The organism is Sphingomonas kyeonggiensis (assembly GCF_014196745.1).
GTDB classification, from domain to species: domain Bacteria; phylum Pseudomonadota; class Alphaproteobacteria; order Sphingomonadales; family Sphingomonadaceae; genus Sphingomonas; species Sphingomonas kyeonggiensis.
The window spans coordinates 909,462-929,557 of sequence record NZ_JACIEH010000001.1 but is presented as its reverse complement, the minus strand read 5'-3'; the positions used below and the strand labels follow the sequence as shown (position 1 = coordinate 929,557).

Annotated in this window: 14 protein-coding genes; 8 read left to right on the top strand and 6 right to left on the bottom strand. The window is 67.9% G+C overall.

Annotation, left to right across the window (positions count from 1 at the left end; all coding sequences use genetic code 11):
* Nucleotides 1–46: 46 nt before the first annotated feature.
* Nucleotides 47–1,105, bottom strand: a complete 1,059-nt coding sequence (locus GGR46_RS04575) for an alpha/beta fold hydrolase (protein WP_183994966.1) — start codon at nucleotides 1,103–1,105, stop codon at nucleotides 47–49.
* 87 nt (nucleotides 1,106–1,192) lie between these two features.
* On the opposite strand from GGR46_RS04575, the gene rimO reads away from it, so the two are divergent.
* The 3 genes from rimO to GGR46_RS04560 all read left to right on the top strand — a co-directional run bounded on the left by rimO (nucleotide 1,193) and on the right by GGR46_RS04560 (nucleotide 5,126).
* Nucleotides 1,193–2,524, top strand: coding sequence for a 30S ribosomal protein S12 methylthiotransferase RimO (gene rimO / locus GGR46_RS04570; protein WP_183994964.1), 1,332 nt, complete (start codon nucleotides 1,193–1,195; stop codon nucleotides 2,522–2,524).
* 281 nt (nucleotides 2,525–2,805) lie between these two features.
* The gene (locus GGR46_RS04565) at nucleotides 2,806–4,212 is read left to right on the top strand and encodes a serine hydrolase domain-containing protein (protein ID WP_183994962.1); all 1,407 of its coding nucleotides are present in this window, start codon (nucleotides 2,806–2,808) and stop codon (nucleotides 4,210–4,212) included.
* Nucleotides 4,212–5,126 carry a hypothetical protein gene (locus GGR46_RS04560; RefSeq protein ID WP_183994960.1) on the top strand — a complete coding sequence of 305 codons (915 nt, stop codon included), beginning with the start codon at nucleotides 4,212–4,214 and terminating at the stop codon, nucleotides 5,124–5,126. The genes GGR46_RS04565 and GGR46_RS04560 overlap by 1 nt, the downstream gene beginning before the upstream one ends.
* Here the strand turns inward: GGR46_RS04560 and GGR46_RS04555 are convergent.
* Complete coding sequence (locus GGR46_RS04555) at nucleotides 5,123–5,983, bottom strand: aldo/keto reductase family oxidoreductase (protein ID WP_246425892.1); 861 nt, start codon at nucleotides 5,981–5,983, stop codon at nucleotides 5,123–5,125. The two genes, GGR46_RS04560 and GGR46_RS04555, sit on opposite strands and share 4 nt — an antisense overlap.
* A gap of 98 nt (nucleotides 5,984–6,081) precedes the next feature.
* Here GGR46_RS04555 and GGR46_RS04550 point away from each other — a divergent pair, with 98 nt between their 5' ends.
* Nucleotides 6,082–6,984 carry a LysR family transcriptional regulator gene (locus tag GGR46_RS04550; RefSeq protein WP_183994956.1) on the top strand — a complete coding sequence of 301 codons (903 nt, stop codon included), beginning with the start codon at nucleotides 6,082–6,084 and terminating at the stop codon, nucleotides 6,982–6,984.
* A 62-nt stretch (nucleotides 6,985–7,046) separates the two neighbouring features.
* Here GGR46_RS04550 and GGR46_RS04545 read toward each other — a convergent pair whose 3' ends face one another.
* Nucleotides 7,047–9,479 (bottom strand): membrane-bound PQQ-dependent dehydrogenase, glucose/quinate/shikimate family, encoded by a 2,433-nt coding sequence (locus tag GGR46_RS04545; protein ID WP_183994954.1) that lies wholly within the window; start codon nucleotides 9,477–9,479, stop codon nucleotides 7,047–7,049.
* Nucleotides 9,480–9,719: 240 nt separating this feature from the next.
* Here GGR46_RS04545 and GGR46_RS04540 point away from each other — a divergent pair, with 240 nt between their 5' ends.
* Nucleotides 9,720–11,114, top strand: coding sequence for a leucyl aminopeptidase family protein (locus GGR46_RS04540; protein ID WP_183994952.1), 1,395 nt, complete (start codon nucleotides 9,720–9,722; stop codon nucleotides 11,112–11,114).
* Nucleotides 11,115–11,239: 125 nt separating this feature from the next.
* Here the strand turns inward: GGR46_RS04540 and GGR46_RS04535 are convergent, their stop codons facing one another.
* Nucleotides 11,240–12,286: an alpha/beta hydrolase gene (locus GGR46_RS04535; protein ID WP_183994950.1), complete on the bottom strand. Its 1,047-nt coding sequence runs from the start codon at nucleotides 12,284–12,286 to the stop codon at nucleotides 11,240–11,242.
* A gap of 58 nt (nucleotides 12,287–12,344) precedes the next feature.
* Nucleotides 12,345–14,273: a putative bifunctional diguanylate cyclase/phosphodiesterase gene (locus GGR46_RS04530; RefSeq protein ID WP_183994948.1), complete on the bottom strand. Its 1,929-nt coding sequence runs from the start codon at nucleotides 14,271–14,273 to the stop codon at nucleotides 12,345–12,347.
* 151 nt (nucleotides 14,274–14,424) lie between these two features.
* On the opposite strand from GGR46_RS04530, the gene GGR46_RS04525 reads away from it, so the two are divergent.
* A complete protein-coding gene (locus tag GGR46_RS04525; protein WP_183994946.1) occupies nucleotides 14,425–15,798 on the top strand; it encodes an MFS transporter in 1,374 nt (457 codons plus the stop codon).
* Here GGR46_RS04525 and tpiA read toward each other — a convergent pair.
* Nucleotides 15,770–16,522: a triose-phosphate isomerase gene (gene tpiA, locus GGR46_RS04520; RefSeq protein ID WP_183994944.1), complete on the bottom strand. Its 753-nt coding sequence runs from the start codon at nucleotides 16,520–16,522 to the stop codon at nucleotides 15,770–15,772. The genes GGR46_RS04525 and tpiA overlap by 29 nt on opposite strands.
* A 121-nt stretch (nucleotides 16,523–16,643) precedes the next feature.
* Between tpiA and GGR46_RS04515 the strand changes: the two genes are divergently transcribed.
* Together GGR46_RS04515 and trpE are read left to right on the top strand one after the other, a co-directional pair.
* Nucleotides 16,644–18,578, top strand: coding sequence for a peptidylprolyl isomerase (locus GGR46_RS04515; RefSeq protein ID WP_183994942.1), 1,935 nt, complete (start codon nucleotides 16,644–16,646; stop codon nucleotides 18,576–18,578).
* A 7-nt stretch (nucleotides 18,579–18,585) separates the two neighbouring features.
* Nucleotides 18,586–20,070 carry an anthranilate synthase component I gene (gene trpE, locus GGR46_RS04510; RefSeq protein WP_183996740.1) on the top strand — a complete coding sequence of 495 codons (1,485 nt, stop codon included), beginning with the start codon at nucleotides 18,586–18,588 and terminating at the stop codon, nucleotides 20,068–20,070.
* The last annotated feature ends 26 nt before the right edge of the window (nucleotides 20,071–20,096 follow it).

Below are 20,096 nucleotides of genomic sequence, written 5' to 3'. Positions count from 1 at the left end.
CCCCTCCCTGTTTATGTGCAGGAAAGTGAAGCTACGCCTGTCCGTGCTATTCGGCGAGCAGTTTCGCGAGGTCGGCCTTCCAGAACTTCGCCGAGGTGTGGGTGCCGTGCCCGCGCGTTTCGACCGAAGCCGGGATCAGCACGAAGCGCGCGCGGGGCATGCGCTTCACCATCTGCTCGGCAAGGCCAAGCTCGGGCGGGTTGATGAAATCATCCGCCGAATTCACCCACAGCAGGGGCACGATGATCTTCTCGAGTGCGGGCGAGGGATCATAGTTCCGCGACGAATCGATGTAGTATAGCGCGTCATTGGCATCGAGCTTGCTCGCCCGGGCGAAGGAGGCATCGAGCGCCTTCTCGGTCGCCTCGCGCGTCGGATACTGCGCCTGCAGTGCCATCGGGTTGGCACCGGCGAGGATGAGCAGGTCGGCGACGGTGCGCAGTCCCTGGATCGGCTGGGTGGTGTAGTTGCCCTGCATCCAGGCCGGATCTGCCTTGATCGCGTCGATCGCCATCTTGCGCCACATCCGGTTGCGCCCGGCAAGTGCCACGGTGTTGCAGGCGAACGGCGCGAGATGTTCGGCGAAACCGGGGAAGGTCTCGCCCCAGACGAAGGCGTGCATGCAGCCCATCGACGTGCCGAGGATCAACTTGAGCTTCTTCACGCCCAGCCCATCGACCAGCAGCTTGTGCTGGAGCGCGACCATGTCGTCATAGTCGTAATGCGGGAAGGCCATGCGCAGCCCGTCGCTCGGCTTGGACGAGCCGCCATGACCGATATTGTCAGGCAGGATCACGAAGGTCCTGGTGATGTCGAGCGGCTGGCCCGGGCCGTAGAGCTCGTCGGCGAAGACCGAGGCGAGGAAGTTCCTGCCCGATCCCCCCGTGCCGTGGAGCACCATCACGGCATTGTCGATCTCGCCCTTCGCGTTGCGGTGCGGCGTGCCGAGCGTGGTGTAGTGGAGCCGCACCTCGCCAAGCTTCTCCCCCGACTTGAAGGTAAAGTCGCGGACGGTGAAATCGCCTTCCCTGGTCGGCCAGTCGGCGGCCTGCGCGGCCATCGGGAGGAGCAGAAGGGCGAGCGCGCTGAGGATCGGACGGAGCATGACCCGAGCCTAAGAAGCTGTGCTTGCAGGTCAAGGAGGTCCCCTCACTAGCTTTTTCGCCGAAAAAGCCTATGTGCGCGGCCAATCATGGCAACCAAAATTCCTGAGGCGCCCCGCGTGGGCATGGTGTCGCTAGGCTGTCCCAAGAATCTGGTCGACAGCGAACGGATTCTCACCAAGCTGCGCAGCGACGGCTATGCGATGTCCCCCGACTATGCCGGCGCCGACGTCGTGCTGGTCAACACCTGCGGCTTTCTCGACTCGGCGAAGGAGGAATCGCTCGAGGCGATCGGCGAGGCGATCGCGGAGAATGGCCGCGTCATCGTCACCGGCTGCATGGGCAAGGAAGCCGAGGTCATCCGCGCCCGCTTCCCCAACGTACTCGCCGTCACCGGTGCGCATCAGTATGAGGAAGTCGTCGGCGCGGTGCACGACGCGGCACCGATGCCGCCCTCGCCTTTTGTCAACCTGGTGCCGGATGCGGGCCTGAAGCTCACCCCGCGCCACTACAGCTATCTGAAGATCTCCGAGGGCTGCAACCATCGCTGCGCCTTCTGCATCATCCCGGCGCTGCGTGGCGACCTGGTCAGCCGCCGTCCCGATGCGATCCTGCGCGAGGCGGAGAAGCTGGTCGAGGCAGGCACCAAGGAGCTGCTGGTCATCAGCCAGGACACCTCGGCCTATGGCGTGGACATCCGCAAGGAGCCGCGCGCCTGGAAGGGCGGCGAGGTGATCCCGCACATGACCGACCTCGCCCGCGAGCTCGGCAAGATCGCGCCCTGGGTGCGGCTCCACTATGTCTACCCCTATCCGCATGTTGACCAGGTCATCCCGCTGATGGCCGAGGGGCTGATCCTCCCCTATCTCGACATCCCGTTCCAGCATGCCAGCCCATCGGTGCTGCGCGCGATGAAGCGCCCGGCCAACGAGGCCAAGGTGCTCGAGCGGCTGAAGAAGTGGCGCGAGATCGCCCCCGACCTGACGATCCGCTCGACCTTCGTGGTCGGCTTCCCCGGCGAGACCGAGGCGGACTTCCAGTATCTGCTCGACTGGCTCGACGAGGCCCAGCTCGACCGGGTCGGCGCGTTCCGCTTCGAGCCCGTCGAGGGCGCGGCGGCGAATGACCTGCCCGGCGCGGTGCCGGAAGAGGTCAAGGAAGAGCGCTACGCCCGGATCATGGAGAAGACCGCGGCGATCTCCGCCGCCAAGCTCCAGGCCAAGATCGGCCGCACGCTCGAAGTGATCATCGACGAGGTCGGCGAGGAAGGCGGCGCCACCGGCCGCAGCCAGGCCGATGCGCCGGAGATCGACGGCGAAGTCTTCCTGCGCGACGCGGGCCATCTCAGCCAGGGCGACATCGTCCAGGTCGAGATCGAGGACGCCGACGAGCACGACCTCTACGGGGTGCCGCTGGCCTGATCGCCACGCGGCCGTTCCCACGGGATCGGCCCGCCCCAACCGCTTATTTCGGGAGGCCCTCTTCGCGAGAGCGAGGAGGGCCTTCTGCTATCCGCCCCAGGCGTCATCCCAGCGAAAGCCGGGATATCAGGCGATGGCGCGGGACGCCGGACAACAGCCGCACGAGATCCCGGCTTTCGCTGGGATGACGGAAAGGGGTCGAGACAACAGCTGTGGGAGCGGAGGGGATGACGATAGGGAATCCCTGTCCTAAGCTCGCGCCGTTCCATTCCGGAGGCCCGATGTTCCGTCCCGCCCTTGCCGCCGCCCTTCTGATCACCACCCCCGCCGCCGCGCAGCAGCTCAGCGCGGACGAGACCGCCAAGGTCGACACCATCGTCGCCGATGCGCTCAAGTCCTCCGGCGTGCCGTCCGCCTCGGTCGCGATCGTGCGGGACGGCAAGATCGTGTTCGCCAGGGCCTATGGCGACCAGGGCCCGGGCATGAAGGCCACGAGCCCGGCGGCGAAGTACCAGATCGCGTCGATATCCAAGCAGTTCACCTCGGCGGCGATCCTGCTGCTTGAGGGCGAGGGCAAGCTGAGCCTCGACGACAAGGTGTCGAAATGGGTGCCAGACATCACCGACGCCGACCAGATCACCATCCGCCAGCTGCTCAGCCACACCGCCGGCATCCAGGATTACTGGCCGCAGGACTATGACTTCGCAGCGATGCGCAAGCCGGTCACCCCGCAGCAGATCGTCGACCGCTGGGCGAAGAAGCCGCTGGATTTCGCGCCGGGCACCGCCTGGCAATATTCGAACACCGGCTATGTCGTCGCCGGCATGATCATAGAGAAGGCGTCGGGCATGAAGCTGCTCGACTATCTCCAGAAGAAGATCCTCAAGCCGCTCGGCATCGACGCGATGGATCAGGACTATGCGGTGGGCAAGGGCTTCCCGCAGGGCAATCACCGCTTCGCGCTCGGCCCGGTCCGCGCTGCGACGCCGGCGGCGCATGGCTGGCTTTGGGCGGCGGGCGAGCTCGCCATGTCGGCCAGCGACCTGGCCAAGTGGGACATCGCCCGGATCGACCGCAAGATCCTGAGCCCGGAGGATTGGGAGGCACAGGAGACTCCGGTGCTGCTCGCGAACGGCACCAACACCCGTTACGGCCTGGGCGTGTCGCTAGGCGGGCGCGACGGCATCCGCACCGTCGAGCATGGCGGCGAGGCGGTTGGCTTCCTTTCCGACAATTTCGTCATCCCCAAGAAGCGCTTCGCCGTGGTCGCGCTGGTCAACGCCGATTTCGGCGGCGCCCAGGATGCGATCACCGGGGGGATCACCGATCTGCTGCTCCCCGCGGCCCCGCCGCCAATGCGGCCGCTGACCGTCGACGAGGCGCGCGACCAGTTGGCGAAGATCGTATTCGACCAGCTGCGCGGCGGCAGGCTCGACCGCACCAAGCTGACCGAGGATGCCGCCTATTATTTCACGCCCCAGGCGACCGAGGACTATCACGCCAGCCTCGCCCCACTCGGCGATCCGGTGAGCTTCACCGCGCTCGGCAAACCGCGGCTGCGCGGCGGTTTCGTCAACCGCAACTACCAGATCGCCTATGCCGATGGCCGCAAGCTGATCGCGATCACCTATGCCGAGCCCGGCTATGAGGGGAAGTTCGAGCAGTTCCTGGTGCAGCCGAGGGATTGATGCGTCTTCTCGCCCTCGCCGCCGCGGCGCTGTTCAGCGCCTCCCCGTCGCCCGATGCGGTAACGGTGCGGCCGATCGATCCGCTGACCGTGCAGGACGATGATTTCGCCCGGCACCGCGATCCGGTGGAGTGGCAGGGACTGCACGTATCGGAACTCACCTTCCGCGAGGAGCGCGCACGCTGGCGGCTGTGGCGGATCGCCAATACCAAGCACCCCAAGGGCCCGTTGTTCTTCGTGCCCCATGACAACGAGAATGCCGGGTTCGAGGCGGGGCTCGCCGCGGTCCGCAAATATGGCGGGGTGCTGATCGCGGTCGATTCCGGCGTGTCGCCGGGCGACGACGGGAAGCGGCTCAACAACGCGGTCGATTACGGCAAGCCGGTAGACCCCAATCGTAATTTCGACACCGCCCTGCCCGGCTATGCCCACCGCATCCTCGCCGACCTTGCCCGCGGCGCCTGGCCGATCATTGCGCTGCATACCAACGCGAAGGGATTCGAAACTGCGGGCTCGCGGTGCAACAAGGGCGATCCGGAGGGCAGCGGAATCATCTCGATCCGCTATTGCGACGACACGCTGAACCCGAGTCCGTCGGTTTCGAAGGCATATCCGTTCGACGATGACGACACCGTCGCCTTCGCCACCCATCTCGCCCGCAACCCGCCCGGCGACGCCTACTGCCGCGACGCGATGGTCGGCGCCGATTTCAACGTGGTGCAGGAGCGCGTGGTGGCGAGCGACGGGTCGCTCTCCAACTATGCCGTCCTGCACGGGCTCGCCTATCTCAACTTCGAGACGCTCGACCGGGGACTGGACCCGGCCGAGCTCGCCCTGGCGCGCGATCGCCTGAGCTTCATGGTCGATCGCGCGATCGCGATGTGCGCGCCGAAGGTGAAGGCGATCGGCCGCTAGCCGGCGATCCCATCCAACGTCTTCACCGCCTCGGCCGGCAGCCGGATGTCGCGCACCGCCAGGTTCTCGCGCAGATGGCCGAGCGACGAGGTGCCCGGGATCAGCAGGAGATTGGGCGAGCGCTGGAGCAGCCAGGCGAGCGCGACCTGCATCGGGGTGGCGCCCAGCCCCTTCGCCACGTCGTCGAGCGTGCCCGACTGGATCGGCGAGAAGCCGCCCAGGGGGAAGAAGGGCACATAGGCGATCCCCGCCTCTGCCAGCGTATCGAGCAGTGCCTGGTCCTCGCGGTGGGCGAGATTGTACTGGTTCTGCACGCAGACCACCGGCGCGATGCCGCGGGCTTCCTCGACCTGCCTGGCCGTCGCGTTGCTCAAGCCCAGGTGACGGATCAGCCCCTGCTCGCGCAGCCGCGCCAGCCGCTCGAACTGCGGGGCGATCGGCCCCTCGCTGGGGGCGTGGATGTCGCCCATGATGCGCAGATTGACCACGTCGACCGCCTCGATGCCGAGATTGGTCAGGTTGTCGTGCACCGCCGACTCGATCTCGTCGGGCGTCCAGGCGGGCAGCCAGGCAGCATCCTCGCCGCGCCGCGCGCCGACCTTGGTGACGATCACCAGATCGTCCGGATAGGGGTGCAGCGCCTCGCGGATCAGCCTGTTGGTGACGTGCGGGCCATAGAAGTCGCTGGTGTCGATATGATTGACGCCCGACGCCACCGCCTCGCGCAGCACCGCCAGCGCCTGATCATGGTCGCGCGGCGGGCCGAACACGCCCGGGCCGGCAAGCTGCATCGCGCCATAGCCGACCCGGTTCACGGTGCGGTCGCCCAACTGATAGGTCATCGGAAAGTCGGTCATCGTCATTCTCCAGTCTCGAAGCACGACACCCATCTAAGGCTTGCGGTATCGCTCGATAATCAGGCACAATCTGCACGGGCCGTGCGGAATTTCGAACAATGGAACTCGACCTCGGCGAACTGAACGCGTTCCTCTCGGTAGCCCGGGCCGGCGGCTTTCGCGATGCCGCGCGGGCAACCGGCGCCAGCGCCTCGGGACTCAGCGAGGCGGTGCGGCGGCTGGAGGCGCGGCTGGGCGTGCGCCTGCTCAATCGCACTACCCGCAGCGTCGCGCCGACCGAGGCGGGGGCCCGGCTGATCGAGCGGCTCGCCCCGGCGCTGGGCGAGGTCGAGGCCGCGCTCGACGTGGTCAACATTTTTCGCGACCGGCCGGCGGGCACGCTCAAGCTCAACGTGCCGATCGGTGCGGCGCGGATCGTGCTGCCGGCGATCCTGCCCGGTTTCCTGGCCGCCTATCCCGAGATCCAGGTCGAGATCGTCGCGCAGGACAATTTCGTCGATCTGCTCGCGGCCGGCTGCGACGCCGGCATCCGCTATGACGAGCGGCTGGAGCAGGACATGATCGCGGTTCCGATCGGCCCGCGTATCCAGCGCTTCGCCGCCGGCGCCGCTCCAGCGTATCTGGCCAAACACGGTACGCCCGGGCATCCGCGCGACCTGCTCGACCATCGCTGCCTGCGCGGCCGGTTCGAGAGCGGGCGCCTGATCCCCTGGGAGTTCGAGAAGGACGGCGAAATCCTGGTGGTCGAGCCGCCGCCCGCGCTGATCGTCACCGTCGGCAGCGCGATCGACCTGCTGCTCGACGTCGCGGCGGCGAACAGCGGCATCGTCTGCCTGTTCGAGGACTGGCTCAAGCCCAGCTTCGCCAGCGGCGCGCTGGTGCCGGTGCTGGAGGACTGGTGGGAGAGCTTCCCGGGGCCGTTCCTATACTATCCGGGACGACGGCTGGTGCCGGCGCCGCTGCGGGCGTTCATCGATTATGTGAGGGCGAATCCCCAATAGCCGTCATCCCGCCTCCTGATCGTCATCCCGGCTTTCGCCGGGATGACGATTTGGGTTTGAGTTCAAGGCAACGCATAGGCCACCACCTCGTCGCCCACCGGCGTCTCCATGAAGTGATGCCCGCCGGCATAGATCACCAGATACTGTTTCCCGTTCGCCTCATAGGTGATCGGGGTCGCCTGGCCGCCGGCCGGGAGCACTGCCTTCCACAGCGTCTTGCCGGTCTTGAGGTCGATCGCGCGGATGAGGTTGTCCGTCGCGGCCGCCACGAAGATCAGCCCGCCGGCGGTGACTACCGAGCCGCCATTGTTGGGCGTGCCGATGCTCACCGGCAGCATCGAGGGGATGCCGAACGGCCCATTGGTGCGCGCCTCGCCTAAGGGGCGGTCCCAGATCGTCTTGCCGCTCGCCATGTCGATCGCGCGGATCCCACCATAAGGCGGCTGCTTGCAGAGCAGCCCGGTGAACGGCATCCGCCAGCCGGCATTGACGTTGATCGCATAGGGCGTGTTGGCCTGAGGATCGCCCGCGCCTTCCGCGCCGCCGATCTTGCCACGGGCCTGGTCGCGGGGTGCCCAGCCGAGCTTGTCGGCCTCCGCCCGCGGCACCAGCCGGACATAGTTGGGCATGTCGTTGTAATTGGCGACGATCACCCCGCGCTGCGGATCGACCGCGATGCCGCCCCAATCGGTGCCGCCATTATAGCCGGGATATTCGATCGAATGGCGACTGGCTTCGGGCGGGGTGAAGAAGCCCTTGTAGCTCGCCCGGCGGAACTGGATGCGGCAGAGCATCTGGTCGATCGGCGACATGCCCCACATGTCCCGCTCGGTCAGGTCGGGCTTGCGCAGCGTATGCCAGAGCGAGACGCGCTGGGTGGCGGCACGCTGCTGCGGCTCGACGCCGCCGCCGGGCACCTTCATCTCGCCGACGGGAGTCAGCGGCTGGCCGGTGCGGCGATCGAGGATGTAGATGTCGCCCTGCTTGGACGGCAGCACCAGCGCTGGCGCCCCCTTGTAATCGACCAGGGTCGCCTGGGCGCCGAAATCATAGTCCCACACGTCGTTGCGCACCGCCTGGAAGCGCCAGCGCGGCTTGCCGGTGGTCACGTCGAGCGCGACCAGCGAGGTGGCGTAGAAATTCTCCTCCGGCCGGCGCAGCGACGAGTAATAATCGGCAGCGGCATTGCCCATCGGCAGATAGACCAGCCCGAGCTGCTCGTCGCCGCTCGCCAGCGTCCACATGTTCGGCGTGCCCCGCGCCCATTCCTGGCCCGCGGGCGGCGCGCCATTCCAGCTCGGATGCATCATGTCCCACGCCCAGCGCAGCTGGCCGGTGACGACGTCAAAGCCTTGAATGACACCGGAGGGGGCCCAGCGGTCCTGCCCGTCGAGCACCTGGTGGCCGGTGACCAGCACGCCGCGGACCAGCGTGGGCGGCGAGTTGATCGAGACAAAGCCGGCCGGGACCTTGCCCATGCCGATCTTGGCATCGACCTGGCCGTTGGTGCCGAAATCGGCGCAGGGCTTGCCGTTCTTCGCATCGACCGCGATCAGCCGCGCGTCGAGCGTACCTTCGATGATGCGGGTCGCACAGGCCTGGGTCGCCGGGGCGTTCGGGATTGCATGATAGACCACGCCGCGACAGGCCGCGGTGTAGGGGATCGCGTCGTCGGGCACCTTGGGATCGTAGCGCCATTTCTCCATGCCGGTGGCGGCATCGAGCGCGATCAGGATGTTCTTCGGCGTGCAGATGTAGAGGCTGTCGCCCACCTTGAGCGGGGTGTTCTCTGCGCCATAGGTCTTCCGGATCATCGGCGAGCTCGGCAGGTCGCCGGTATGGGTGAGCCACACCTGCTTGAGCTTCGAGACATTGGCTGGGGTGATCTGGACGAGCGGCGAATAGCGCCGGGCGCTGGTGGTGCCGCCATAGACGGGCCAGTCGGCGCCGGTCTGCTGGCCCGAGGGATCGAGCATGCCCGATGTGCCCGGCGCGGGCAGGCCGGCCATCACGGGGTTGGGCATGCCGGCGGCGGCGGCCCAGAAGTTGATAATGCCAAGCACTAGCGTAACTGCGACACCCCCCAGCGCCAGCCGCCATTTGCCAGGCGCGGGCGTCATGGTCGGCAGGATCAGGATCACCGCGATGGCCAGCACCACCGGCGCGATCACGCGCGGCACCTGCGCCCAGGGATTGGCACCGGCTTCCCACCACGCCCAGAACACGCTGGCGATGACGATGGCGAGATAGAGCCAGCCACCGCTCATCCGCCCGCGGAGGAGCAGCACGCCCGACCAGAGCATCAGCCCGCCGGTGACCAGGTAATAGAGCGAACCGCCCAGTACCGCGAGCCAGGCACCGCCGACGGCGAGGACCAGACCGATCAGGGCGATGAGGCCGCCGACCATCATTGCAGCGATGCTGCGGCGTCGGGGGGCGGGCTCCACCGGCTCGAGATAGGGAATCCGCTCCCCTTCGTAGCGCGTATCGGTCATCGCCTGCTCCCTGTAGCCCACGGACCTTCGAGAACCGGTTTCGAAACGATACCGTTCCATCATGAACGAAAATTCATGTGGCTGCCGTCACCCCGGCGAAAGCCGGGATCTCGTGCGGCTCTTGTCTCGCACCTTCGCCTGAGATCCCGACTTTCGTCGGGGCGACGGATTTGCGGATGACGATTTTGGGAAACGCAAAAGGCCTAGCCCTCGCGGTTCCCATTACCTAGATCATCTTCCATGTCTGATCCCAACACGCTCGTTCAGCCCGACAAGGGCCAGTCCGCCCGCACCATCCACGTGATCGACGCCAAGGGCTTCGATGCCTGGCTCGCCGCCCAGCCGCCGCGCCACCGCACCGCGGCCGCCGCGCAGAAACTGACGCCCAGCGCCTATTCGAGCGCGATCCTGCCCGGCGACGGTGCTGAGGACTGGTCGGTGGTGAGCGTGGTCGCCAATGCCGAGAAGCTCTCGCCCTGGTGCCTGGCCAAGCTGGCCGAGACGCTGCCCGAGGGCAGCTACCGCGTCGAGGGCGTCGAGCCCGGCAAGGCGATCCATGGCTGGCTCGTCGCCCAGTACAAGTTCGATACCTACAAGAAGGACGAGAAGACCCCGACCGGCCCGCGCGTGCTGCTGACCAGCGACGTCGCCCGGATCGAGGAAGCGGTGCGCATCGCCAATGCCACCTACAAGCTGCGCGACCGCATCAATACCGGTGCCAACGACATGGGCCCGGCCGATCTCGAGGCCGCCGCCGCCGATCTGGTCAAGGCCTATGGCGGCCAGCTGACCGTGGTGAAGGGCGACGAGGTCGAGAAGGGCTATGGCCTGCTCTGGGCAGTCGGCAAGGCCGCCGGCAAGGGCCGCGAGCCGCGGCTGATCGAGATCGAATGGGGCAATCCGGAGCATCCGAAGATCGCGATCATCGGCAAGGGCGTCTGCTTCGATTCCGGCGGCCTCGACATCAAGCCGGCCTCGGGCATGCGCCTGATGAAGAAGGACATGGGCGGCGCAGCGCATGCGCTGGCCACGGCCGAGCTGATCATGTCGTCACGCCTGCCGGTGCGGCTGCACATGCTCGTCCCCGCGGTCGAGAACTCGATCAACGGCGAGGCGACGCGCCCGGGCGACATCATGCGCTCGCGCAAGGGCATCACGGTCGAGAACAGCAACACGGACGCCGAGGGCCGCCTGATCCTCGCCGACGCGCTGACCAAGGCCGAGGAGAAGACCCCCGAGCTGGTGATCGACTATGCGACGCTGACCGGCGCCGCCCGCGTCGCGCTGGGTGCCGATCTCCAGGCGCTGTTCGCCAATGACGACACGCTGGCGAGCGAGCTGATGGCCGCGGCGGAGACCGAGGCGGATCCGATGTGGCGCCTGCCGCTCTACGATCCGTACAAGGAGATGCTGAAGTCCGACGTGGCCGACATGGTCAATGCGGCCGAGGCGCCCTTCGGCGGCGCGCTGACCGCGGCGCTGTTCCTCAAGGAATTCGTGCCCGAGAAGGCGCAGTGGGCGCATCTCGACATCTTCTGCTGGAACGGCAGCCACAAGCCCGGCCGCCCCAAGGGCGCCGAGGCGGTGAGCCTGCGCGCCGTGTGGAAGGTGTTGAAGGACCGCTACGGGCGGTAAGCTTCCCCTTTCTCTCCCTGGAGGGGAGGCAGTCGAGGGGTAGGTAGAGGCCCGGCGATGCGGACACCGTATCGCCGGGCCTTTTCCGTATCGCGAGCATTCCCCCTATCTTCCAGGGAGGGGAGTTAGTTGCCCTGGAACACCAGCTTCCGCGCAAAGAACGGCAGCATCTCGGTGTAGATGCGTCCGTCCTCGCCCCAGTGGCGATCCCCCCAGCCGCCGCGATATTCCTCCGCTTCATAGGGCACGCCGAATGCGTCGAGCGTCCGCGCGAAGGCCTGGAGGGAAATGATGTGATCGGGGTTGGTGTCGCCCCGCCCCCAGTCGAACATGAAACCGCGCAGGCGCTTGAGGTTGGCGGCGTGCGCCGGAACCTGGCGTTCGAGGAAGAAGCTGGCGTTGAGCTTCTCGGTCAGCGCCGGATCAACCTCCAGCCGGCCCTGTGCCAGCCGTGCCGGCGGATCGAAGAACAGCGGCGCGCGGCTTGTGCTCGGCAGATGCGCCTGGAAGATCGAGGTGAAGATCAGCGAGAAGCCGTCGCCGCGCAGATCCTCGAACGCCTTGGCGTCCTGGAGCAGCTGCCAGTTGGGACGCGAGAACATGGTCTGTAGCCCCGGCCCCGCGCCGATCGGATGGAGCGCATAGACGGCGCCGAAGACCTCCGGGTGCCGCATCGCCAGCCGGATCGCGCCATGCCCGCCCATCCGGTCTCCGGCGATGCCGCGCGAATTGGGCGAGGCCAGCGTGCGGTAGCGTCCGTCGATCCAGGCAATCAGCTCGCGGCTGACGAAATCCTCCCAGTTACCGGTCACCGGCGAATTGACGTACCAGGAGCCGCCCGCCGGGGTGGTGCAGTCCACCGTCACCACGATCACCCCGGCGATCACCTTGTTCGCGATCGCCGCGTCGAACAGCGCCTGCGCACCGTTGTTCGCCCAGGGCGCCCGGTCGTCCTCGAAGAAATTGGTAAGGTAATAGAGCACCGGGAAGCGCTTCGCCGGGGACACCGCATAGCCTTCGGGCAGATAGACGGTGACACCGCGCGCGCTCGGCAGGCCGGCGGCATTGTCCCTGAGGCTGGCGGCATCGATCCGTCGATGCTCGAGCGTGCCGGCGGCAGCGGGCATGGCGACCAGGGCGAGCAAGCAGGCGAACCAGGCGAGAAGCGGCATCGGACCCTCCCGTGAACCGCGCCATGCTATGCCGGGTGGGCGCCGTGCGAAAGGCCCCTCAGGCCGCGGTCGCGCTCCGCATCGCCTCGATGTCCGCCGCGGACATCGGATGGCCGTAGAGATAGCCCTGCCCCATCGCGCAGCCCAGCCTGGCGAGCGTCTCCGCGATCGCGCGCGACTCGATGCCCTCGGCGACCACCGGCAGCTCGAGCGTGGTGGCGAGCGCGATGATCGCCAGGATCAGCTTCAGCGCCTGCGGATCGCGGTCCATCGAGGTGACGAAGGACCGGTCGATCTTCAACCGGTCGAACGGCAGCATCTGGAGATGCTGGAGCGAGGAATAGCCGGTGCCGAAATCGTCGAGGGCGAGCTGGACGCCTTGGTTGCGTAACGACTCTATCGCCTCCTGCGCGCTCTGCGCATCGACGATCAGCGCGTTCTCGGTGATCTCGATGGTGAGCAGCCGCGCGGGGAAATGCTCGCGGATCAGCACGCCGAGCAGCTTCTGGCTGAACCAGGGGTCCTTGAGCTGGGTCGGCGAGACGTTGATCGCGATCGGCACTTCCCAGTCGCGCGTCTCGCGGCAGGCGCGGCGCAGCAGGCGGAGCATCAGCGTGTCGATCAGCCCGCATTCCTCGGCGATCGGGATGAACAGCTCGGGACCGATCGCCGCGCCGTCGCTGCGATCCCAGCGCGCGAGCAGCTCATAGCCGACCACCGCGCCGCTGCGCAGATCGACGATCGGCTGGTAATAGGGCACGAAGGCATCGCGCTCCACCGCCTCGCGCATCTCGCGCTCGATCTCGGCGCGGCGGCGGATCTCGGCGTCCAGCATCGGCTCGAAGGCGCAGTGCTGGCCCCGGCCGAGCTGCTTGGCCTTGTACAGCGCGATGTCGGCCCGGCGCATCAGCGTGTCGAGATCGAGTGCGTCCTGGGGATAGAGCGAGATGCCGACGCTGGCGCCGATATGGTGGACGAGCTCGGCCCCGGAAAAGGGCTTCTGCATCGCATGGACGATGCCATGGGCCGTACGGCGCGCGCCTTCGACATCGCCGTCGACGATCACCGCGAACTCGTCGCCGCCCAGCCGGTAGCTAGCGCCGCAGGCACCGACCGTCGCATCGAGCCGCAAGGCGACGTCGCGCAGCAGCTGGTCGCCCGCGGGATGGCCGTGCACGTCGTTGATCGACTTGAAGCGATCGAGGTCGATGATCAGCAGGCCGAGCGGCGCGCCATCGCCTTCGGGCGCGAGCCGGCGCTCCAGCGCCTCGGCCAGCGCACGGCGATTGGGCAGGCCGGTCAGCGGATCGTGATAGGCCAGGTCGTGCGCGCGCTGCTCGGCGCCCACCGCGCGGAGCTGTTCGGCCGCCATGTGCGTGCGCGAGGTGAGCATCTCGATGAAGCCGGCATGGTTGGTGCGCGTCATCCACAGGACGACGATCGCCACCACCACCATGTTGAAGCCCAGCCCGCGCAGGAACCAGTCGTCGGAGAAGAGCAGGCAGGCGGTTACCGGCGCCGCGCCGAAGAGCAGCACCGACTGGCCGGCCCGCGGGAGCGCCTGGAGGCAGTAGCAGCAGCTGATCGCACCGATGAAGATGTACAGCGCAATGCAGACCCGGCGGACCAGGTCGCCCTCCGCGAAGAGGACCAGACCCCAGCCGCCAAATCCCAGGCTGAGCACGGCCGAGATGATCATCGTCCCGCGCAGATATTGGGGAATCTGTTCCGGCCTGGGCAGGAAGCTGCGGCGGCGCAGCCAGAAGGCCGCGCGCAGGGCGGACAGCAACGCCAGCGCCGCCGGGATCCCCAGGTCCAGCCAGGGGCTGACCGTGCCATGGGCCGCGAAGGCGAGGAACGCCGAATCGACGAACATCATCGCGTACATCAGCGGCACCTGCTTGCGCAGGGCGCGAAACTGCTCGACCAGAATCGCTTGATTCCGCTCGCTGTCGAGGGTGCCGGCAGGAAGCGGAAGCTTCGGCATATCGGTTTTATAGCAAAGCCCCCCTCGGCCGCGGCGCCGAACGATGCGGATTTTGCGCAATTTCAGTAGATTACCGTATTCCTCGGGTGGAGCCGGCCTATCCTTGGGTCCACCCTTCCCCGCCGGTGCCGGGCTCTGCTACCCATGCGCCATGGCGGCCAAGCATCCCAATCTGACCCTTACCGCCTGCATCCTGGCATCCAGCCTGGCGTTCATCGACGGATCGGTGACCAATGTCGCGCTGCCCGCGATCGGGGCCGACCTGCGCGCCACGCCGGCCGAGCTGCAATGGACGATCAACGCGTACATGCTGCCGCTCTCGGCGCTGCTGCTGATCGGCGGCGCGGCGGGGGACCATTTCGGGCGGCGCAAGCTGCTGGTCCTCGGCATCGCCCTGTTCACGGTGGCGTCGGTCGCCTGCGCGGTCGCCGCCGACCTGACGCTGCTGCTCGCCGCACGCGCGCTGCAGGGCATCGGCGCGGCGATCCTGCTGCCCAACAGCCTGGCGACGCTGGGCCACGCCTTTACCGGCGAGGCGCGCGGCAAGGCGATCGGCACCTGGGCCGGCGTCGGCGCGATCGCCGGCGCAGTCGGCCCGCCGCTCGGTGGCTGGCTGGTCGACGCGATCGGCTGGCGCGCGATCTTCTACGTCAACCTGCCCGTCGCGCTCGTCGCGATCGGCATCGCGCTCTTCTACGTGGAGGAAAGCTCGGAAGGCGACCTGCCGCTCGACCTGCCGGGCGCGTTCACCGCCACGCTGGCGCTGGGCGCCGTCACCTGGGCACTCACGCTCTGGTCGAGCCATCACGCGATCGACGCGACCGTGGCGATCGGGCTCGCGGCGGGACTGGCCGCCATCGGCCTGTTCCTGTGGGTCGAGCATCGCCGCGGCGACCGGGCGATGATGCCGGTCGCGATGTTCGGCTCGCGCGCCTTTGCCGGGCTGACCCTGCTCACCTTCCTGCTCTACGGCGCCCTCGGCGGCGTGCTGCTGCTCCTGCCCTATGTGCTGATCCAGGCGGGCGGCTATTCCGCGCTCCATGCCGGCTTCGCGCTGCTGCCGATGCCGCTCGGCATGGGGATCGCCTCGCGGATCATGGGCAGGATCACCGCCAAAGTGGGGCCGCGCTGGCCGCTGACCATCGGCCCGATGATCGTCGCGATCGGCTTCGCGCTCTTGCTGCTGGTGGATGAGGACGCGCCCTATTGGACCTCGGTCTTCCCCGGTGCGCTGGCCATCGCGATCGGCATGGCCAGCGTCGCCGCGCCGCTGACCACTGCGGTGCTCGCCTCGGTCGACGAGACGCATACCGGCACGGCCTCGGGCTTCAACAGCGCGATCGCGCGCACCGGCGGGCTGATCGCCACCGCCATTGCCGGCGCGGTGATCGCGGCGGCAGGCGAAGGGCTGGTCAGCGCCTTCCACACAGGCGCACTGGTCGGCGCCGCCGCAGCCGCGCTTTCGGGCGCGACTGCGTTCCTTACTCTCGGCGAGGTCAGGAAACCGACGCAGCGCCCTCGATGATCGGCACGAACTTCTCGGCGGTCAGGCTCGCGCCGCCGACCAGCGCGCCATCGACATTGTCGAGCGCCAGGATCTGCGCGGCATTGGCGCCGGTCACCGAGCCGCCATAGAGGATGCGGATGCCCTCCGCCTTCTCCTCGCCGATCATCATGCGCAGCTTGGCGCGAAGGATCGCGTGCATCGAGACGATCTCGTCGGGCGTCGGGGTCTTGCCGGTGCCGATCGCCCAGCGCGGCTCATAGGCGAGAGTCAGCCAGCTCGGATCGGCATCGTCGGGCAGCGACTTCTCGATCTGCGACTGGACGATGCGCTCGGCCCGCCCCGCCGCGCGCTCGGCCTCCAGCTCGCCGCAGCACAGGATCACCTTGAGCCCGTGCCGGTGCGCGGCGGCAGCCTTCATATAGGCATCGTGGCTGGTCTCGTGCTGGTCGCCGCGGCGCTCGCTATGGCCGACGATGGTGAGGGTCGCCCCCTCCTCCACCAGCATCGGCGCGGAGATGCAGCCGGTATGCGCGCCCTTGTCGGCCTCATGCAGGTCCTGCGCGCCGATCGGCAGGCTGCCCGCGACCTGCACCGCCGGGTGGATCAGCGTATAGGGTACGCAGAGCGCCACATCGACCGACGGGTTCGCCGCAGCCGCAGCCGCGATCGCCTCGACCTCCGGCAGCTGCGCGCGCAGCCCGTGCATCTTCCAGTTCCCAGCCACCAGCTTGCGCCGCATCACCCCAACCTCCGATTTTGTTTATTTCGGTTGCGGATAGCAGGCGGCGACGTTCGCACAAGCTTGATGGCGGCGAATGAGGGCCCTAAAGCACCGGGCAAACCATTCCAACGATCGGCGCTTCATGCTCAGCTTCTTCCGCAATTTCACCAAGTCGCGCTACGGCCTGATCGCGGTGTTCCTGTTCCTCGGCCTCATCGCCATCGCCTTTGCCGCGGGTGACATCACCGGCATCCGCAACGGCGCGAGCGGCGCGTCGAACAGCACGCTGGCGACCGTGGGCGGGCAGAAGATCTCCGACACCGAAGTGAAGGACCGCATCGAGCGTTTCCTGCGCAGCCTGCAGCAGCAGGGCCAGAACGTGACGATGGAGCAGTTCCTCGCCCAGGGCGGGCTCGACGTCGCGATCGACGAGATGGTCAACCAGGCCGCGCTGGTGGAATTCGCCCGCAAGTCCGGCATGCAGGTATCGAAGAAGCTGATCGACACCGACATCGCCAGCAACCCGAGCTTCGCCGGCATCGACGGCAAGTTCAGCCAGCAGGTCTTCGAGAAGCTGCTCGCCGACAACCGCATCGCCCCCGCGGTCTTCCGCGACAGCATGCTGCGCGAGCGCTTCGGCAACTGGCTGGTCAACCGCGCCACGGTCGGCACCGACGTGCCCAACGGCGTGGTCGCGCCCTATGCCTCGCTGCTGCTCGAGCGCCGCAGCGGCCTGATCGGCATGGTCAACACCGCCGCGATGGAGCGCCCGCCGCTTCCCGACGACAAGACCCTCAACGCCTATTATGTGAGCCACCGCGCCCGCTACCTGGTGCCGCAGCGCCGCGTCGTCCGCTATGCGACCGTGTCGATCGACCAGATCCGCGCACAGCAGACCGCGAGCGAAGCGGAGATCGCCGACGCCTACAAGAAGGCCGGCACCCGCTATGCCGCGACCGAGAAGCGGGGCGTGCGCCAGCTCGTCGTGCTCGATCAGGCGACCGCCAACAAGATCGCCGGCGAAGTGAAGGGCGGCAAGCCCCTCGCCGACGCCGCCAAGGCCGCCGGCCTCGATGCGAGCAACTTCGAAGGCGTCCAGAAGCCCGAGCTGGCCCGCCAGACCACCGCGGCGATCGCCGATGCCGCCTTCGCCGCGGCGCAGGGCGGCGTGATCGGTCCGATCAAGTCGCAGCTCGGCTGGCACATCCTGGTCGTCGAGAAGATCGAGAAGATCGCCGCCAAGTCGCTCGACCAGGCGCGCGAGGAGCTCTCGACCGAGATCACCCAGCGCAAGACCGCGCAGGCGCTGGCGGATCTCCGCCAGAAGATCGAGGACGGCGTGGGCGACGGCAAGAACTTCGCCGAGCTGCTCGGCGACGCCAAGCTGACCGCGCAGGTCACCCCGGCGCTCACTGCCACCGGCACCGATCCGGACAACGAAGCCTATAAGCCCGATCCGGCGATCGTCGCGATCATGCGCGGCGGCTTCGCGATGGAGAATGTCGGCGACGAGCCGCAGATCGTCCAGACCTCGCCCGAGGGCGGCTTCGCGATCCTGACGCTCGACAAGCTCGTCCAGGCCGCGCCGCGCGCGCTCGCCAGCATCCGCGAGCAGGTCCAGCGCGACTATCTGCTCGACAAGGCGCTGGAGAAGGCCAAGGTCATCGCCACCCAGGTGGTCGCCGCGCTCGACAAGGGCGTGCCGATGGACAAGGCGCTGGCCGATGCCGGTGCCAAGGGTCCGCCGGCCAAGCCGTTCGACTTCCAGCGCAAGGAAATCGCGGACAAGGAGCAGTTCATCAAGATGGCCTTCAGCATGCAGCCGAAGAAGGCGCGCATGCTCGAAGCTCCCAATCGCGATGGCTTCTACATCGTCTGGCTCGACAAGGTGGAGCCGCATGACGCCTCGGGCGACGCCATGGCCATGGCCGGGATGCGCAGCGCGCTGGAGCAGCAGATCCCCGCGGAATATGCCCGCGAGTTCATCCGCGCGATCCGTGCCGACGTGAAGGTCACCCGCAACGAGGCGGCGATCGCCCGCCTCCGCGCGGACCTGACCCGCCAGGGCGTCCGCTAAGCACGTGATCGAGGGTCTGGAAGCCGCCCGCGCGGCACATGCCGCGGGGCGGCCGGCGCTGCTGTGGCGGCGCCAGATCGCGGACACGGAGACTCCGGTCGCCGCCGCATTGAAGCTGATCGAGCCGGGCCGCGGCGATTTCCTGCTGGAATCGGTCGAGGGCGGTTCGATCCGCGGGCGTCACAGCCTGATCGGCCTGGCCCCCGACCTCGTCTTCCGCGCGACCGGCAACGAGGCGGCGATCAACGCCGAATGGCTGACCGATCGCCACGCCTTCAAGCCCTGCGCCGAGCCCGCGCTCGACGCGCTGCGGGCACTGGCCGGCCGCTGCCGCACCGACGTGCCGCCCGAGCTGCCGCGCGCGCTGGCATGCCTCGTCGGCTATTTCAGCTACGAGACGGTCGGGCTGGTCGAGAAGCTGCCGCGCCCGCCCGAGAACCCGATCGGCGTGCCCGACATGATGTTCGTGCGCCCCACGGTGGTGCTGGTGTTCGACCGGCTCGCCGATGCGCTGTTCCTCGTCGCCCCGGTGTGGCCGGACGGCGATGTCGACCTGTCAGCCGAGCGGATCGAGGCAGTCGCGGCACAGCTCGCCAGCGCGCCCCTGCCCGCCCCGGTCCGTGCCGAGCCCGCCGCGGTGGAGCTCACCCCGGTGCTGCGCCCCGGCCGCTATGGCGAGATGGTCGCGGCGGCGAAGGAGTACATCTCGGCCGGCGACATCTTCCAGGTGGTGCTGGCCCAGCGCTTCACCACGCCGTTCGCGCTGCCGCCGTTCGAGCTCTATCGCGCGCTGCGGCGGATCAACCCTTCGCCCTTCCTCTATCATCTCGACCTGCCGGGCTTCGCGCTGACCGGCTCGAGCCCCGAGATCCTGGTGCGGGTGCGCGACAACGAAGTCACGATCCGGCCGATCGCCGGCACCCGTCCGCGCGGCAAGACCGCGGCCGAGGACGAGGAGAACCGCGCCAGCCTGCTCGCCGATCCCAAGGAATGCGCCGAGCATCTGATGCTGCTCGACCTGGGCCGCAACGATGTCGGCCGGGTGGCCGAGGCGGGCAGCGTGAAGGTGACCGACAGCTACACGGTCGAGTTCTACAGCCACGTCATGCACATCGTCTCGAACGTGGTCGGCAAGCTGGCGCCGGGCAAGGACGCGCTCGACGCGCTGTTCGCCGGCTTCCCGGCGGGCACGGTGAGCGGCGCCCCCAAGGTGCGGGCCTGCGAGGTCATCGCCGAGCTCGAGCAGGAGACGCGCGGGCCCTATGCGGGCGGCGTCGGCTATTTCTCGCCCGACGGATCGATGGACAGCTGCATCGTGCTGCGCACCGCGCTGGTGAAGGACGGGGTGATGCACGTCCAGGCCGGTGCGGGGATCGTCGCGGACAGCGTGCCGGAATATGAGCAACGCGAATGCGAGGCCAAGGCGGGTGCGCTGTTCGCCGCGGCGCGGGAAGCCGTGCGGCAGGCCGGGGAAGCGGGCTTCGGGCAGTAAGCTCCAAAAATTCCTCCCCGAGGCAA

Bases quoted from the DNA above. Each gene is read 5' to 3' on its own strand.
- GGR46_RS04575 (WP_183994966.1), bottom strand. From the start codon at position 1,105: ATGCTCCGTCCGATCCTCAGCGCGCTCGCCCTTCTGCTCCTCCCGATG.
- rimO (WP_183994964.1), top strand. From the start codon at position 1,193: ATGGCAACCAAAATTCCTGAGGCGCCCCGCGTGGGCATGGTGTCGCTA.
- GGR46_RS04565 (WP_183994962.1), top strand. From the start codon at position 2,806: ATGTTCCGTCCCGCCCTTGCCGCCGCCCTTCTGATCACCACCCCCGCC.
- GGR46_RS04560 (WP_183994960.1), top strand. From the start codon at position 4,212: ATGCGTCTTCTCGCCCTCGCCGCCGCGGCGCTGTTCAGCGCCTCCCCG.
- GGR46_RS04555 (WP_246425892.1), bottom strand. From the start codon at position 5,983: ATGACCGACTTTCCGATGACCTATCAGTTGGGCGACCGCACCGTGAAC.
- GGR46_RS04550 (WP_183994956.1), top strand. From the start codon at position 6,082: ATGGAACTCGACCTCGGCGAACTGAACGCGTTCCTCTCGGTAGCCCGG.
- GGR46_RS04545 (WP_183994954.1), bottom strand. From the start codon at position 9,479: ATGACCGATACGCGCTACGAAGGGGAGCGGATTCCCTATCTCGAGCCG.
- GGR46_RS04540 (WP_183994952.1), top strand. From the start codon at position 9,720: ATGTCTGATCCCAACACGCTCGTTCAGCCCGACAAGGGCCAGTCCGCC.
- GGR46_RS04535 (WP_183994950.1), bottom strand. From the start codon at position 12,286: ATGCCGCTTCTCGCCTGGTTCGCCTGCTTGCTCGCCCTGGTCGCCATG.
- GGR46_RS04530 (WP_183994948.1), bottom strand. From the start codon at position 14,273: ATGCCGAAGCTTCCGCTTCCTGCCGGCACCCTCGACAGCGAGCGGAAT.
- GGR46_RS04525 (WP_183994946.1), top strand. From the start codon at position 14,425: ATGGCGGCCAAGCATCCCAATCTGACCCTTACCGCCTGCATCCTGGCA.
- GGR46_RS04515 (WP_183994942.1), top strand. From the start codon at position 16,644: ATGCTCAGCTTCTTCCGCAATTTCACCAAGTCGCGCTACGGCCTGATC.